The following is a 15,503-nucleotide window of genomic DNA, read 5'->3' as shown; positions in this document are numbered from 1 at the left end:
CGACACGTTCGAACTCTCCCGCCCGATGGCCGAGTCGGCCGGCCCCCGGCGCGGGTGCGGCGGCGGATGTGTTCGACGACACGCCGCCCACCGCCACGGTCGACAGCAACTTCACCGTGTCGTCGTGCCCGGCAGGGCAACTCGCGGGGGCGGCCGACTCGGCCATCGGGCGGGAGAGTTCGAACGTGTCGCCGCAGGTCCGGCAGCGGTACTCGTAGCGAGGCATGCCCTCAGGTTAGCCGTCAAGGCCCGGCGGGGAGCGTCTCAATGTTTCATGAGTGTTGCTTTCTATCCGGCATATGTGCCGGGCATTCGAAAATGTTACTGATAATTTGTGAACGCCGTTGCGAGGATGCTCAGCTCACCCGCGCGAGCAAGACCGAGTGCGGAGGGAGACGCAGGCGTGACCGATGCGTCGCAGGGGGAGGACGGCCCCATGGGGGGTGGCCGTGGCGATAAGCCGTTGGACGCCGACGAGACCCTGCATCTGAGAGTCGACGCCCTCAGGGCGGACGAGACCATGCAGCTGCGCGTTCCCGCGCCACCGGAGCCGCCCGCTCCGGGCGGCGGCCGGGCCGAGCGCCGGCGCGGCGCGCGCTCCGCCGGACGGGAGCGCACCGCGAGCCCGGCCGGCCGTCTGCTCGGCCCCCTGGCCCCGTACACGCGCCGAATAGCCCCCTACGCGCGCCGCCTCAAGCCGGTCTATCCGCGCCCCGGCCGCACCGGCTGGCGCCGCTGGATGCCCTCCTGGCGCCAGTGGCTCGGCGCCACCCTGACCTCGTTCGGTCTGCTCAGCGCGTTCCTCGTCACCGCGTACGCGATGACGGACATACCGGACAACCTCAACTCGTACGCCACCCAGCAGGACAACGTCTACTTCTGGTCCGACGGCACGCCCATGGCCCGGACCGGGTGGGTGCAGCGGCAGGCGATGCCGCTGGAGGACATCCCCGAGGACGTCCGCTGGGCGGTGCTCGCGGCGGAGAACGAGAGTTTCTACTCGGACCCGGGCATATCCGCCAAAGGCATCACCCGGGCCGTGCTCCGCACCCTCGGGCAGGGGGACACCGAGGGCGGATCGACCATTACCCAGCAGTACGTCAAAAACGTCTATCTGACGCAGAACCAGACGGTCAGCCGTAAATTCACCGAGGCGATGATCGCCCTCAAGCTCGACAACAGGATGAGCAAGGACGAGATCCTGGAGGGCTACCTCAACACCAGTTGGTTCGGCCGCGGCAGCTACGGCATCCAGCGCGCCGCCCAGGCGTACTACGGCAAGGACGTCGACAAGCTCAGCGCCTCCGAGGCGGCCATGCTCGCCTCGCTGCTCAAGGGCGCCGGCCTGTACGACCCCACGCTCAGCAAGGCCAACCACGCGCGGGCCGTCGAGCGCTGGTCCTGGATCCTCGACCGCATGGTCAAGATCGGCAAGCTGTCGCCGCAGGAGCGGGAGAAGTACACGAAGTTCCCCGAGCCGCTGAAGAGCAACCCGCTGTACAACACCGGTGCGCAGAGCGACTACCTGGTGGAGCTGGCCTCGCAGTACGCCAAGAAGTCCGCGCGCCTCACGGACAAGCAGTTCGATCTGGGCGGCTACCAGATCTACACGACCTTCGACCGCAAGCGGGAGAAGGCCCTGACCGACGCCGTCACCAAGGCCCGCAAGAAGGCCAAGCGGGATGATCCCGCGGTGGCGAAGAACGGCCACTACGGCGCCGCCTCGGTGGCCGCCGACGGCCGGATCCTCGCCGTCTACGGCGGCCCCGACCACCGTAAGCAGGGCTACAACGAGTCCAACGCGACCACCGTCCCGGCCGGCACCGCCTTCACGCCGTTCGTCTACGCCGCCGGACTCCAGCACGGTGTGCACAGGACACGCGGCGGCCCCGCCACCCCCGTCACCCCCGACAGCGTCTACGACGGCGACGACGGCGTGCCCGTGACCACGCCCGAGGGGCCGTACTGGGACCGCAGCGGCAAGAAGGTCGCCGCGCACAACGACGGCGGAAAGTCCTACGGGCGGATCACCCTGCGCGAGGCGATGGCCAAGTCGGTGAACACCCCGTTCATGCAGCTCGGCATGGACGCCGGCCTGGACAAGGTGCGCCAGACCGCCGAGGCGTCCGGACTGCTGTCCTCCAGCATCGGCCCCCAGGTGCCCGCCCTGTCGATGGGCAACTCCACGCCCAGCGCGATCCGGATGGCCAGCGGCTACGCCACCTTCGCCGCCGGCGGCACCCACACCGAGCCGTACTCGGTGCGCCGGATCACCCGCAACGGCTCCCCGGTCCCGCTGGCCACCCCGCGGCCCGAGCGCGCGATCCGCACCGAGGTGGCCGAGCAGGTCACCGAGGCGCTCACCGACTCCTTCCGCACCGCCCACCCCGAGGCGGCGGCCGGCCGGTCCGGGGTGTCCGGGAAGGCCGGCACCACCGAGAAGGACACCGCCGCCTGGTACGTCGGCACGGCCGACTCCGTGTCCACCGCGATCGTCGTCTACCGGATCGACCTGGCCGAGTCCCTGGAGCCACTGCCGCTCAAGGGCCTGGCCGGCACGTCCGCCAACAGCGTCCCGTATGCCCTCTGGTCGGCAGCGACGGGCATCGGCTGAGCCGGTCCCGTGCACCCTCCCCTTCCGCAGAATGAGCCGCGCATGTCCCGCAAGATGTCGTCCTCAGGCCGCCGTCGAGCCCCCCGCCGCCGCAGCACACCCCGTGCCACCCGGCCGCAGGTCCTGACGCTGGCCGCGCTCCTCGTCGTGGCCTCGCTGGTGGCCGGGTTCCTGGCGCTGTCCGGCACGGACAGCAGCAGCTCCCCGGCCGCCGCGGCCGGCAAGAAGCCCACGACCGAGCCGAAGGCCACCCCGACCACCCCCGAATGGGACGGCAAGACCAAGATCCTCGGCGACGGCTCCACCTCCTACACCGGCCCGCAGAAGGGGCAGCTGAAGCCGAAGCCGCTGCGGCCCGGCGAGAAGCCGCCCCAGTTCGTGGTCTTCTCCTGGGACGGCGCGCTGGAGGGCAGCGACCACCTGTTCTCGCACTACCGGGAGCTGGCCAAGCAGTACAACGCCCACATGACCTTCTTCCTCACCGGCATCTACCTGCTGCCCAAGAGCAAGAAGGCCCAGTACCACGGCCCCATGCACTCCCCGGGCGACGCCGCGATCGACTACGCCACCGACGACCACATCCGCACCACGCTGGAGCAGCTGGGCAAGGCCTACCAGGACGGCAACGAGATCGGCACCCACTTCAACGGCCACTTCTGCGGCGCCAAGGGCGGCGGCGACTGGAGCGTCGAGGAGTGGAAGAGCGAGATCGACCAGTTCTACTCCTTCGTGTCGCGCTGGAAGACCAACACCGGCTGGAAGGACGTCCCGCCGCTGCCCTTCGACGTCAAGAAGCAGATCGTCGGCGGCCGGGCGCCCTGCCTGGAGGGCCAGCCCAACCTGCTCAAGGCCATCAAGAGCTACGGCTGGCGCTACGACGCCAGCTCCCCGGGCGACTTCCAGATATGGCCCGCCAAGAAGAACGGCATCTGGGACTTCCCGCTCCAGCTGCTGCCGTACACGGACAACGTCCAGGCCCTCTCCATGGACTTCAACTTCCTCTACAACCAGTCCGACGGCGAGACCCAGGGCGACCCCGCCAAGTTCGCCGAGTGGGAGCAGATGACCGTCGACTCGTACATGAAGGGCTTCAACCGGGTCTACTACGGCAGCCGGGCCCCGCTGTTCATCGGCAACCACTTCGAGGACTGGAACGGCGGCATCTACATGCGGGCCGTCGACAAGATGGTCAAGACCGTCTGCACCAAGAAGGGCGTCAAGTGCGTGTCCTTCAAGGAGCTGGCCGACTGGCTCGACGCGCAGAAGCCGCAGACCCTGGCCGCCCTGCGCAGCCTCGACCCCGCCCAGTCGCCGGACTGGTCCGCGGTCGTCAAGTGACAAGTACGGGCGGGAGATTCCACTTGTGCAACCCCCTTCACAACCGCCGCACCCGCCGTGGCAAGATGCCCCTCGCCCGGTAGGTGTACCGGCGTAGAGGGGAACATCATTGAAATCTAGAAGACTGAGCCGTGGTCGGCGCCGTACGGCCATAGTGACCGCCGCGGCCGCCTCGGTGGTCGCGGGCGTGGCCCTGGTGCCCAACTGGAGCGCGGGCGCCTCGGTGACCGACGACCCGACGGTGGACGCGGCCACCAAGGCCACCTTCCAGCGGCTGGCCGACGCGGTCTTCACCGACCGCACGCAGGCCCTCGTGGCGGGCACGGGCAAGGCCGACACCCGGCACGCGTCCGGCTTCTCCGGATCCGTGCGCCTGTCCGGCGGGCAGACCCGCGAGGAGAAGACCGCACTGGACGAGCTGCGCGACCGCCGCGGCCGGCTCGCCCGGCTGGGCGAGAAGTACCGCGCGGGCAGCACCAAGGTCACGCTGGACGCCACCCAGGTCAAGGGCCGGCGCGCCAAGGTCGCCGTCACCGAGACCACCACGCTGACCTACGACAAGGCCACCGGCAAGAGCCCGAAGTCCACCGGGTTCCAGGCCCACCACGAGCTGACCTTCCAGGCCGACCGCAACGGCACCTGGCAGCTCACCGGCATCCGCGACACCGACGACGGCTACCTCGCCGTGAACCAGGTCGCCAAGCCCGCCGTCACCTCGGCGAAGACCGCCGCCGAGGACGACGGCCCGCCGTCGGCGGCCCGCGCCGCCACCAGCTGGCCCGCACCGGCCAAGGCGAAGAACTTCTCCGCGACCGGCTACGACTACAAGGCCATGGTGGCCTACGCGCAGAAGTACTGGAACAACTACAACCCCGCCTACCCGGACTTCAACGGGCAGGGCGCCGGCGGCGACTGCACCAACTTCGTCAGCCAGGCCCTGAAGGCGGGCGGCTGGAAGCACGTACCCGGCTACGTGTACGACTTCCACAAGTGGTTCGGGAACTCCGAGATCCAGTCCCACTCGTTCGTCGGCGTCAACGAGTTCTCCTGGTTCGCCCTGTCCTCGAAGCGGGCCACCAGCCTCGCCAACGTCTACCAGATGGACCTCGGCGACGTGCTGCAGATGGACTTCAACCGCGACGGGTCCAAGGACCACACGATGATCGTCACCTACCGGGACCGCCGGGGCGTGCCGTACGTGAGCTACCACTCCACCAACACCTACAACAGGTCGGTGGCCAGCCTCGTCGCCTCGTACCCGACCGCGGCGTTCTACGCCTACCGGACCTGACCGGCTACAGGACCTTCCCCGGTCCCGGCTGTCGCGGACCCCGCCGCTCCGGCCCCTCCCGCCGCTCGGGCTGCATCCGCTCCCCGGGCGGCGTCCGCTCCTCCTGCGCGGAGGCCTCGGGGTGGCGGGCCCGCCAGTACGGGTTGTCGTGCGGCAGGGCATGACCGACCCGGCCGTACATGCCGAACGTCATCAGCAGCAGACCCACGACGAAGCTGAAGTAGACGTTCTGGATCTTGAAGGCCAGGAAGTTGCTCTCGGTGTCCAGCAGACCGAGGAACAGGAAGCCGTTCAGCAGGAACAGCACGCCCAGCACCATGTTCAGGGTCGACGCGAAGTTCCCGCCGATCACCATGCCGACCAGCAGCACCGCGCCGATGCAGATCGACAGCACACTGAGCGCGCCGTTGGTGTTCAGCCCGGCGACCGTGTTCCCCCCGGTGTTGAAGAAGCCGATCTGGTCGACCAGGCCCAGGATCCCGAAGACGACCAGGAAGACACCGATCAGGCCCGCCCCGATCCGGTAGACGGTGTTCAGACGGTGGTCGACGGGCAGGTGATCGTCCAGCCGGATCCCCCGGCTCTCCCGGCTGTCCCTCGTGTGCGCTGAGTGTGTGGCCATGTTCCGCCTCCCTCGGGCGCTAGCGGAGGCCATCCGTCCCAATCAATATCCGCCAGCCCCGCACCTCCGGCAACACACACCTCAATGCCCGGCGCCGCGCTCCTCGCGGATCTGCGCCACCACCCGCGCCACGGCCCGCCGCACCGCCTCCGTCTCGCTCAGGAAGTGCCAGTAGTCCGGGTGCCGCCCCTCCAGCGTGCCGACCGCCCGCTCCAGCCGGGCCACCGCGTCGTCCAGCGGCCGGGCGTGCCGCGGATCGGGGGTCGTACGGCCCGTCATGGCCAGCCGCTGGGCGTCCCGGATCGCGAACCGGGTCCGCTCGATCTCGGCCTGCGGATCCTTCTGTACGGCGTTCAGCCGGCTCAGCCGCTCCCCGGCGGCCGACACCGCGTCGTCGGTGGCGTTCAGCAGCGCGCGTACCGTCGACAGCAGCGCCGTCGCGTCCGGCCACCGCTGGGCGTCCCGCGCCGCCTGCGCCTCCCGGAGCTTCAGCTCGGCCTGCCGCACGTTCTCCGCGGCCAGCGCCGGCACCCGCTGCAGATCCTGCCAGCAGGCCGCGGCGAACCGGCGCCGCAGCTCGCTCAGCACCGGCTCCACCTGCCCGGCCCGCGTCGTCAGCGCCTGCGCCCGGGTGCGCAGGCTCACCAGCCGGTGATCGATCTCGGCCGCCCGCTCCGGCAGCCGCTCGGCCTCCGCCCGGATCGCCCCGGCCTCCCGCTGCACCCGCTCGGCCCGCTCCAGCGTCGACTGCACCCCGTGCTGCCCGGCGCCCTGGTTCAGCTTGGTCAGCTCCGGCGACAGCGCCGCCAGCCGCGCGGCCAGCTCGTCGGCCCGCAGGTTCCCCGCCCGTACGGCGTCCAGGGCGTTGCTCGCGGCCAGCAGCGACTGCCGGGCCCGCTCCACGGCGGGCGCCAGCCGGGCCAGCTGGGTCTCCGCCTTGCCGAGCAGCGGACCGAGCGAGCCGCCGAACCGGTCCAGCTCCTGCCGCACCCGCACCAGCTCGTCCTTGGCCGCCGTCAGCTCCGCCCGCGCCCGGGCCGCCGTACCGGCCTCCAGATCGTCCCGGTCCAGGTCATGGGCGTCGACGGCCTGGATGTACTGCCGGCTGACCTCGTCGATCCGGTGCCCGAGCGCCTCGAAGTCGGCGACGGCGCGGCGGGCGGCGGGGGAGTCGTCCACCGCCGCGATGGTCTCGATCGAGATCCGCAGATCCCGCTGGGCGGTGTCCAGTTCGTAGAACGCCGTCGCCGCCGCGTCCTTCGCGGCCTGCGCATCGGCCCGCTGACTCTCCGCCCGCCCGCCGAACCACCGCCGGGTACCCCCGCCGGCGAACGCGGCGGGCACCGCGAGCACGGCCAGCACCGGCAGCCCCAGCAGCAGGACGGCATCCCCCAGCGAAGACCGCCCGCCCCGGCCCCGCGCGACGGACGACGGCGGGTACGACTGCCTCGCTGACGTGCCCGGTGTCGCCGTCACATCCCTCTCCCGTGCCCTCGTTCACGCTGGGTGGTGCCATTCTCCCACCCTGGTAGGACGAACACACGGGCCGGTCAGTTCGCTGCGGTCGGCGGATGGTGCGTGGTGGGCGGGGAAGCCCCGGACTCGGTTTGCCGCACAGCCGCTCGGGCAATGTAGGCTGTCGACCTGTTCCGGGTGCGTAGCTCAGGGGTAGAGCGCCTGCCTTACAAGCAGGATGTCGGCGGTTCGAAACCGTCCGCGCCCACCGGATCGGCCCCTCGGAGGAGACTCCGAGGGGCCTTTTTCGTCGCTAGGCCTCCTCCGGTGGCTGTTCGTGGGCGTGCTTCAGGGCGGAGCGGGCCTCCATGCGGTCCGCCGCGGGGACCTCGGCCCAGAAGCGGTGGGTGCTGACGAAGACCGCGAGTTCGTGTTCGCGCCGCCGCAGCTTCTCCACCTCGGCCTGTTCGTCCTCCGACCAGCCGGGGGACGCGGGCCGCTCCACCTTGCGCCAGCCGGTGTCGTCGCTGAAGCCGTCCATCGGCTCGACCGACCAGGGCAGCCGCTTGAGCAGGGCCGACAGCTCGGCCCGGACCTGATGCAGCTCCTCCTGACCGGCGAGGAGGTCACTGGGGAATTCATAGGTCGTAGCCACGCGGCAATGCTACGCCTGTTCGATTTACAGGTGCGAGGTCGGACAGGTGGTTCGGCTGAGGTTCCGTCGAACGAGTGACCGGGCGTCAGTGGCCGGCGGCCCGGAGCTCCCGCACCAGGCGTTCCGTCACCGGCACCGGTACCCCGTGCCGGTCCGCCGCGCGCAGCAACGCCCCGCCGATGGCGTCGAGTTCGAGGGGACGGCCCGCCTCGGCGTCCCGCTGCATGGAGGACTTGGTGGCGGCCGGGAAGGCGTCGTACCGGGCCAGGGCCTGGGCCGGGTCGGCGGGGGCGCCGCAGGCGCGGCTGACCGCGGCGGTCTCGGCGACCAGCGCCTCCAGCTCGTCCCGGTGCCGGGTGCGGGCCGTGCCGAGCGGCACGCCGTACCGGGTGGTGAGCAGGGCGAACGGGGCGAGGAACACCATCTTGGCCCACAGGGCCGCCGTCTCGTCCCCGGCCACCCGGGCGGTCGTGCCGGCGGCCGAGAGGTGGCCGGCCAGCACGTCGAGGCGGGCGCGGGGTACGGCGTCCCCGGCGAGGTCGAGCTCGATGAACGGGCTGCCGTGTTCGATCACGCCGGGGGCGACCCGGGTGGACTCCGTGCGGATCACGGCCGGGGCCACCAGGTCGGGGCGGTAACGCGCGCGCAGGGCGGCTGGGTGTTCGACACCGTTCAGGAACGGTACGACCAGGGCGTCGCCGACGGCGGCGGGCGGGACCTGGGGGAGGGCGGCGTCGAGCGCGGTGTGCTTCACGGTGATCAGGCAGGCGTCCACCGGTTCGCGCAGCTCGGTGTCCGCCTCGACGGCAGCCGTGAAGTCGCCGTACTGCCTGCTGTGGACCGTGATGCCGTCGCGGCGCAGGGTGTCGGCCGTGTCCTGCCGGGCCAGGCAGATCACGCGGTGGCCGGAGCGGGACAGCAGGGCGGCGAGCAGGCCGCCGATGCCGCCGGGGCCGAGGACGGCCACGGTGAGCTTCGTCGTCACCGACTGGTTCATGAAGTTGTTCCCTTCGACGGTCGGCCCCGGGAGTCGGTGGCCGCCTTCCCGCCGATCATGGCAGGGGTGCGTCGGTGTGCGCCAGACTGGTCTCATGTGCCGGAGCATCAAGACCCTGCGCCCGCCCGCGCTGCCCGGTGAGGCCACGGACGAGGACATCCACGCCGCCGCGTTGCAGTACGTCCGCAAGATCTCGGGCTTCCGGGCCCCCGCCGCCCACAACCGCGAGGTCTTCGACCGGGCGGTGGCCGCGGTGGCGGAGGCGACGGCGGAGCTGCTCGGGGGGCTGGAGGTGCGGGGCCGGTCCGGGAGGCATGGGGCCAGTCCGTGAGGCGTGGGCCCAGTGGGGCGTGGGGCTGGTCCGTGAGGCGTGGGGCCGGTCGTGAAGCGTGGGGGCAGTCGGTGAGGCGTAGGGCCGGTCAGTGAAGCGTGGGGGCAATCCGTGAGGCGCGGGGCCGGTTTGTGAGGCGCGGGGCTGGTCCGTGAGGCGCGGGGGCAGCGTCCCGACAAGGGGGCGACCAGCCGTGATCGGTCGTGACCAGCCGCGATCCGCCCCAGCGGGCCGGTCGTCGCCCGGCATTGGCCCTTGTCGCCCACATTGTCCGACAGGTCGGACAACTCCGGCCGTCCTCAAGGAAGTTGGCGTGCGCAGGGCATGATGAACGCCGCCGTCCGCTTACCCCGGCGGACCCGATGCCCTGGAGCCCCTTTTTGTCTGCCGCACTCGACATCGCCCTGGTCGGCGCCGGACCCCGCGGAACCAGTGTCCTGGAACGCCTCTGCGCCTCCGTGCCGGAACTCCTGCCCGCCGGGACCCGGCTGACGGTCCACGTGATCGACCCGGCGCCCCCCGGCCCCGGCAGGGTCTGGCGCACCGCGCAGCCGGCCGAGCTGCTGATGAACACCGTGGCGAGCCAGGTGACGCTGTTCACGGACGCCAGCGTGGACTGCGCGGGCCCGATCCGGCCGGGCCCCAGCCTGTACGAGTGGGCGGACGGCGGGCTGGGCCCGGACGACTATCCGACCCGCGCCCACTACGGGCGGTATCTGGAGTGGGTGTTCGCCCGGACCGTCCGCACCGCCCCGGCGGCGGTGCGCGTCGAGATCCACCGGGCCCGGGCCGTACGGCTGGCCGACCAGGCCGACGGCCGCCAGCTGCTCACCCTGGACGACGGCCGGACCCTGCCCGGCCTCGCCGCGGTGGTCCTGGCCCAGGGTCACCTGCCCGCCGCCCCGGACGCGGAGCAGCTCCGCACCGCCGCGTACGCCGCCCGGCACGGCCTGTGCCACATCCCGCCCGCCAACCCGGCCGACGTCGACCTCTCCGCGGTCCGGCACGGCGCGCCGGTGCTGCTGCGCGGCCTGGGCCTCAACTTCTTCGATCACCTGGCCCTGCTGACCACCGGCCGGGGCGGACGCTTCACCCGCCGGCCGGGCGGCGGTCTGCGCTACCGGCCCTCCGGCCGGGAGCCGCGCCTGTACGCCGGTTCGCGGCGCGGAGTGCCGTACCAGGCGCGCGGCGACAACGCCAAGGGCCCGTACGGCCGGCACGCCCCGCTGGTCCTCACCCCGGAGGTGATCGCGGGCTTCCGCGAGCGCGCCGGCTCGGGTGCGGCGCCCGACTTCCTCGCGGAGGTATGGCCGCTGGTGGCGAAGGAGGTGGAGACGGTCTACTACGCCGCGCTGACCGGGCGGCCGGACTTCGCCGCGCGCTTCCTCGCCGTGCCGCACGGCGACCCGGGTGAGGCCCTGGTGCTGGACGAGTTCGGGGTCGCGGCGGCCGACCGGTGGAGCTGGCGGCGGATCGCCCGGCCGTACGGGGAGCGGCGGTTCGCGGGGCCGGGGCAGTGGCGGGCGTGGCTGCTGGCGTATCTGCGCGAGGACGCGGCGCAGGCCGCGCTGGGGAACGTACGGGGGCCGCGCAAGGCGGCGCTGGACGTGCTGCGCGATCTGCGCAACGAGATACGGCTGGTGGTCGACCACGGCGGGCTGAGCGGTGCCTCCCGCCGGGCGCACCTGGACCGCTGGTACACCCCGCTCAACGCCTTCCTGTCCATCGGGCCGCCCCGGCGCCGGATCGAGGAGCTGGCCGCGCTGGTCGAGGTGGGTGTGGTGGAGGTGCTGGGGCCGCGGCTGGAGGTGCGGGCCGAGGACGGGGCGTGGGTGGCGTCCTCGCCGGACGTGCCGGGCTCGGCCGCCCGTGTGACCACTGTCATAGAGGCGCGGCTGCCGGAGCCGGATCTGCGGCGCACGGCCGACGAGTTGCTCGCCGGGCTGCTCGCGGACGGCGGCTGCCGGCCGCACACCGTGGACGGGTACGAGACGGGCGGGCTGGATGTGAGCCGGCGGCCGTATCATCTGATAGACCGTCAAGGAGTAGCGCACGCACGGCGGTTCGCGTTCGGTGTGCCTACGGAGGGGGTGCACTGGGTGACCGCGGCGGGCGCCCGGCCGGGGGTGGACTCGGTGACGCTGTCGGACGCCGACGCGGTGGCGCGGGCCGTGCTGCGGGCCGCGGTGTCCCCGGCGGGGCGGGGCGAGAAAGTTCCCGCACGGTCAGATGTTGAACTTGCAAGCATTGATTAGGTGCCCCTAACCTGGGTCTCCCATTCGGTACCGCCGCCCCCACGACCGGCCTTCCAGTCCCCGGCCGGCCCGTCCGACACCGAAGAGGAGAAATCCCCTCATGTCCGCACGTCTCAACTCCGCTCAGCCCTATGCCATAGGGCTCTTCCGTATCGTCCTCGGCCTGCTCTTCGCGGTGCACGGTGTCGCCTCCCTGTTCGGCGTCCTCGGCGGCGCCGCGGGCACCGACGGCGGCACGGTCCCGGCCGGCACCTGGCCCGGCTGGTACGCGGCCGTGATCCAGCTGGTCGCGGGTGGCCTGGTGCTGCTCGGCCTCGGCACCCGCGGCGCCGCGCTGATCGCCTCCGGCTCGATGGCGTACGCCTACTTCGACGTCCACCAGCAGGCCGCCCTGTGGCCCATCCAGAACGGCGGCGAGCTGTCGGCGCTGTTCTGCTGGGGCTTCTTCCTGCTGGTCTTCACCGGCTCCGGCGCCTTCGGCCTGGACCGGCTCTTCGCCCGGCGCGCCGCGGCGGACGGCGAGCCCGCGGCGGAGCAGCAGCCGCTGGCCGCCTGATCCGCACGGCCGCTCGGCCTGCCCGGCGGTACGCGCGACGAGCGGGGCCGTGCTCTGTGAACGATCTGTAATCACCCCACGAACCCCCCGCGAAGCTCCTGTCACACCCCCGGCGTACGCTGTATGGCTGTTAACGGGGGAGTGACGGGAGTCGTCGTGTTGGAGAGCGTGGGGTCGCTGGCGGCCGGACCGTGGATCTATGCCGTGGTGGCCGTGTCGGTGTTGCTCGACGTGTTCCTGCCGGTGCTGCCGAGCGGTGTGCTCGTCATCACGGCGGGCACGGCCGCGGCGGCGGGTACCGGCGCGGCGGCGGGCCAGGTCCCGCAGGAGGTGCCGGACATCCTGGCCCTGATCCTGTCCGCGGCGACCGCCTCCGTCGTCGGCGACCTGGTGGCCTACCGGCTGGCCTGGCGGGGCGGGGAGCGGCTGGACCGGGCGATAGCCCGCTCCCGGCGGCTGACCACCGCGCAGGAACGTCTCGGCGACGCCCTCGCCCGGGGCGGCGGCGCACTGGTCGTCCTCGCCCGTTTCGCCCCCGCCGGCCGCTCGGTCGTCTCCTTCTGCGCCGGCGCCGCGCACCGCCGCGCCCGCGACTTCCTGCCCTGGTCCGCCCTGGCCGGCCTGTCCTGGGCCGCCTACAGCGTGGCCCTCGGCTACTACGGCGCCCAGTGGCTGGGCGCGACCTGGCTGGCGACCGGGGTCTCGGTGGCCGCGCTGTTCGGCGCGGGCGCGGCGGCGGGCTTCCTGGTCCGGCGTGCGCCCGCCTCCTGAGGGAGGGCCGCCGCGGCGCCCCGGAGGGGCGTGGGGAACCGCGCGGGACACCACGGCCGAGCCGTACCCGCCGGACGCCCGAAGCCCTTAGGGCGCGACCGCTGAAGAACTCAGCAGCTTGCCAGGTAGTTCGTCAGCGCGCTCTTCTCGGCCGAGTCCACCGACAGGTTGTAGTAGTACTTCACCTGCACCCACGCGCGCACGTACGTGCAGCGGTACGCGGTCCGGGACGGCATCCAGGTGGCCGGGTCCTGGTCGCCCTTGGCCTGGTTGACGTCGTCGGTCACGGCGATCAGCTGCGGGCGGGTCAGGTCGTTGGCGAAGGCCTGCCGCTGCGCGGTGGTCCACTTGCTCGCGCCGGAGTCCCAGGCCTCGGCCAGCGGGACCAGGTGGTCGATGTCGAGGTCGGAGGCGGCGGTCCAGGTGGCGCCGTCGTACGGGGAGTACCAGCTGCCGCTGGTGGCGGCGCAGGCGGAGTCGGTGACGACGTTCGAGCCGTCCCGCTTGAGGACCGTCTCGCGGGTGTTGCAGGAACCGCTGATCGTGATCCAGTGCGGGAAGAGATCGCGGCTGTAGCCGGTGCGGTTCTCGGTGGCCACGGTGAGCTGGGAGAGGTAGGTGCGGGCGGTGGCGCCGCTGACCGGCGTGGGGAGCGCGGCGGAGGCGCCCGGGGCGTTGAACAGGGCGACGGAGGCGATCAGGCCGGTGAGGGCCGCGAGGATGCCGGTCCGTCGACGCGCGTAGAACCTGGACATGCGTGAACTCCCTTGTGGGGTCGGGGTGTTGGAGCGCGAGCGAGGGAATGCTCGCGGTGTGGCGTTGCCGGCGGGTGAGCGCTCGGTAAGAAGTTAGTGACGTGCGCATGTCACGACAAGGTTTACGGTGGAACCTTCACATCCCGTACGATGGGGAGCGCAGAAGGGGAGTAGCTCTTCGCCGGACCGTCGACATACTGCTCAGCGAGCCTGAGCCGGCGCCCGGAGGCGGACCACCGAGTTCCATCGAGGTCCGCCAGCGAGACCTTCGGCAAGCAGTGCACGCCCGTGCCCCCCGGCGCGGGCGCCGAGTGCGCTGCCGTGCCGAGGTGTCATCGCGTGACGTACCGCACTCTCGGTGGGGCAGCCCGACCGATTGAGGACCCTTGATCAGTATCACCGTGACGGCGCTCGTCTTCGGCGTCATCTTCCTCGCCGAGCTGCCGGACAAGACCGCGCTCGCCGGCCTCGTCCTCGGCACCCGCTACCGCGCCTCGTACGTCTTCGCGGGCGTCGCCGCCGCCTTCCTGCTGCACGTGGTGCTCGCCGTCGCGGCCGGCAGCGTGCTCACCCTGCTCCCGCAGCAGATCGTGCACGCCCTCACCGGCGTCCTCTTCCTCGGCGGCGCCGCGATGCTGCTGCTGAAGAAGGACGAGGACGAGGAGGAGATCAAGAAGCCCGCCGACCAGTCCTTCTGGAAGGTCGCGGGGACGGGCTTCATGCTCATCCTGGTCGCAGAGTTCGGCGATCTCACCCAGATCATGACCGCCAACCTGGCCGCCCGCTACGACGACCCGGTCTCCGTCGGCCTCGGTGCGGTGCTCGGTCTGTGGGCCGTCGCCGGACTCGGCATCGTCGGCGGAAAGGCCCTGATGAAGCGCGTACCGCTGCGGCTGATCACGCAGATCGCGGCGCTGCTGATGCTGGCGCTCGGCGTGTGGAGCCTGTGGGAGGCCGTGAGCGGCTGAGCTGAACGCCGGGTGAATGCTCGCCCGGGGTGGTGGCGGGATCCGGGGCGGGTTTTGTACCGTGGAGGAACAAAGTGGCTCCCGCCCGTTTTCCCTGACCGGCGGGCGGGGCCGCCTTGTCCCTCCCCGCACGGGGCCTGTTTCGTTCCTGGAGCTGCCGATGCCGGCCACCCCCACGCCCACCGTCCTGACCGCCCGTGCCCTCCTGCTCGACATGGACGGCACCCTCGTCAACTCCGACGCCGTGGTCGAGCGCATCTGGCGGCGCTGGGCCGAGCGGCACGGGCTGGACGGCGACGAGGTGATGAAGGTCGTGCACGGCCGGCAGGGCCACGCCTCCATGGCCGTCCTGCTGCCCGACCGGCCCGTGGAGCAGAACCTCGCCGACAACGCCCGGATGCTCGCGGAGGAGACCGCCGACACCGACGGCGTCGTCGAGATCCCCGGTGCGCGGGCCTTCCTCGCCGCGCTGGAGGGGCTGCCGCACGCCCTGGTCACCTCCGCCGACGTGGCGCTGTCCACCGCCCGCATGAACGCCGCCGGGCTGCCCCTGCCGGCCGTCCGCATCACCGCCGAGTCGGTCGGCGCGAGCAAGCCCGACCCCGAGGGCTTCCTGAAGGGCGCCGCCGAACTGGGGGTCGAGCCGGCCGACTGCGTGGTCTTCGAGGACTCCGGGGCGGGGATCTCGGCGGGGCGCTCCGCGGGGATGACCGTGGTGGGCGTCGGCCCGCGTGCCGTCTCCCACGAACCGGACGTGGCGGTGCGCGACCTCACTCAGGTGCGGGTCGAGGCGACGGCGGACGGCACGATCCGTCTGCTCGTCGGCTGACGGGGCGGGGGATTCGCCGCTCTGCGGGGTCCGGGCGCGTGGGGGTTGCCCGCGCCCGCGGGGCGG

15 protein-coding genes and 1 tRNA gene are annotated in these 15,503 nt (G+C 72.0%); 10 read left to right on the top strand and 6 right to left on the bottom strand.

From position 1 onward, the window contains the following. Positions 1 to 226, bottom strand: a 226-nt coding sequence (locus tag CCN44_RS25140; RefSeq protein WP_086699769.1) for an FmdB family zinc ribbon protein, incomplete at its 3' end; no start/stop codon positions are given. A gap of 210 nt (positions 227 to 436) precedes the next feature. On the opposite strand from CCN44_RS25140, the gene CCN44_RS25135 reads away from it, so the two are divergent. From CCN44_RS25135 to CCN44_RS25125, 3 genes are all read left to right on the top strand, one after another. Then, a complete protein-coding gene (locus tag CCN44_RS25135) occupies positions 437 to 2,614 on the top strand; it encodes a transglycosylase domain-containing protein (protein WP_208639835.1) in 2,178 nt (725 codons plus the stop codon). Between the two features lie 42 nt (positions 2,615 to 2,656). After that, on the top strand, positions 2,657 to 3,952 hold the full coding sequence (locus CCN44_RS25130) for a polysaccharide deacetylase family protein (protein WP_086699759.1): 1,296 nt from the start codon (positions 2,657 to 2,659) through the stop codon (positions 3,950 to 3,952). A gap of 154 nt (positions 3,953 to 4,106) precedes the next feature. Continuing rightward, complete coding sequence (locus tag CCN44_RS25125) at positions 4,107 to 5,243, top strand: amidase domain-containing protein (protein ID WP_237481238.1); 1,137 nt, start codon at positions 4,107 to 4,109, stop codon at positions 5,241 to 5,243. Between the two features lie 4 nt (positions 5,244 to 5,247). Here the strand turns inward: CCN44_RS25125 and CCN44_RS25120 are convergent, their stop codons facing one another. After that, positions 5,248 to 5,865, bottom strand: a complete 618-nt coding sequence (locus tag CCN44_RS25120) for a DUF4383 domain-containing protein (RefSeq protein ID WP_059249179.1) — start codon at positions 5,863 to 5,865, stop codon at positions 5,248 to 5,250. Positions 5,866 to 5,946: 81 nt separating this feature from the next. Then, positions 5,947 to 7,341 carry a coiled-coil domain-containing protein gene (locus CCN44_RS25115; RefSeq protein WP_086699756.1) on the bottom strand — a complete coding sequence of 465 codons (1,395 nt, stop codon included), beginning with the start codon at positions 7,339 to 7,341 and terminating at the stop codon, positions 5,947 to 5,949. Positions 7,342 to 7,516: 175 nt separating this feature from the next. Between CCN44_RS25115 and CCN44_RS25110 the strand changes: the two genes are divergently transcribed. Then, positions 7,517 to 7,588, top strand: a tRNA-Val gene (locus CCN44_RS25110). Between the two features lie 45 nt (positions 7,589 to 7,633). On the opposite strand, the gene CCN44_RS25105 is transcribed toward CCN44_RS25110, so the two are convergent. Together CCN44_RS25105 and CCN44_RS25100 are read right to left on the bottom strand one after the other, a co-directional pair. Then, positions 7,634 to 7,975 (bottom strand): hypothetical protein, encoded by a 342-nt coding sequence (locus CCN44_RS25105; protein WP_059249175.1) that lies wholly within the window; start codon positions 7,973 to 7,975, stop codon positions 7,634 to 7,636. 85 nt (positions 7,976 to 8,060) lie between these two features. Further along, positions 8,061 to 8,972, bottom strand: coding sequence for a ketopantoate reductase family protein (locus CCN44_RS25100; RefSeq protein ID WP_208639834.1), 912 nt, complete (start codon positions 8,970 to 8,972; stop codon positions 8,061 to 8,063). Between the two features lie 94 nt (positions 8,973 to 9,066). On the opposite strand from CCN44_RS25100, the gene CCN44_RS25095 reads away from it, so the two are divergent. From CCN44_RS25095 to CCN44_RS25080, 4 genes are all read left to right on the top strand, one after another. Beyond that, entirely contained in the window at positions 9,067 to 9,303 is a 237-nt protein-coding gene (locus CCN44_RS25095; protein WP_086699754.1) for a DUF2277 domain-containing protein, read from the top strand. Positions 9,304 to 9,683: 380 nt separating this feature from the next. Continuing rightward, entirely contained in the window at positions 9,684 to 11,558 is a 1,875-nt protein-coding gene (locus CCN44_RS25090; protein ID WP_237481230.1) for an FAD/NAD(P)-binding protein, read from the top strand. Positions 11,559 to 11,658: 100 nt separating this feature from the next. Then, positions 11,659 to 12,114, top strand: coding sequence for a DoxX family protein (locus CCN44_RS25085; RefSeq protein WP_086699749.1), 456 nt, complete (start codon positions 11,659 to 11,661; stop codon positions 12,112 to 12,114). A 156-nt stretch (positions 12,115 to 12,270) separates the two neighbouring features. Next, positions 12,271 to 12,885 carry a DedA family protein gene (locus tag CCN44_RS25080; protein WP_167404028.1) on the top strand — a complete coding sequence of 205 codons (615 nt, stop codon included), beginning with the start codon at positions 12,271 to 12,273 and terminating at the stop codon, positions 12,883 to 12,885. A 110-nt stretch (positions 12,886 to 12,995) separates the two neighbouring features. Here the strand turns inward: CCN44_RS25080 and CCN44_RS25075 are convergent, their stop codons facing one another. Then, positions 12,996 to 13,640 (bottom strand): HNH endonuclease family protein, encoded by a 645-nt coding sequence (locus CCN44_RS25075; protein WP_059249160.1) that lies wholly within the window; start codon positions 13,638 to 13,640, stop codon positions 12,996 to 12,998. Positions 13,641 to 14,026: 386 nt separating this feature from the next. Here CCN44_RS25075 and CCN44_RS25070 point away from each other — a divergent pair, with 386 nt between their 5' ends. Then, complete coding sequence (locus CCN44_RS25070) at positions 14,027 to 14,608, top strand: TMEM165/GDT1 family protein (protein ID WP_059249159.1); 582 nt, start codon at positions 14,027 to 14,029, stop codon at positions 14,606 to 14,608. 160 nt (positions 14,609 to 14,768) lie between these two features. Continuing rightward, entirely contained in the window at positions 14,769 to 15,437 is a 669-nt protein-coding gene (locus tag CCN44_RS25065; RefSeq protein ID WP_059249157.1) for an HAD family hydrolase, read from the top strand. Positions 15,438 to 15,503: the final 66 nt, after the last annotated feature.

Source organism: Streptomyces tricolor (assembly GCF_002155905.1).
Lineage (GTDB): Bacteria > Actinomycetota > Actinomycetes > Streptomycetales > Streptomycetaceae > Streptomyces > Streptomyces tricolor.
This window is presented reverse-complemented; position numbering and strand designations above follow the sequence as displayed.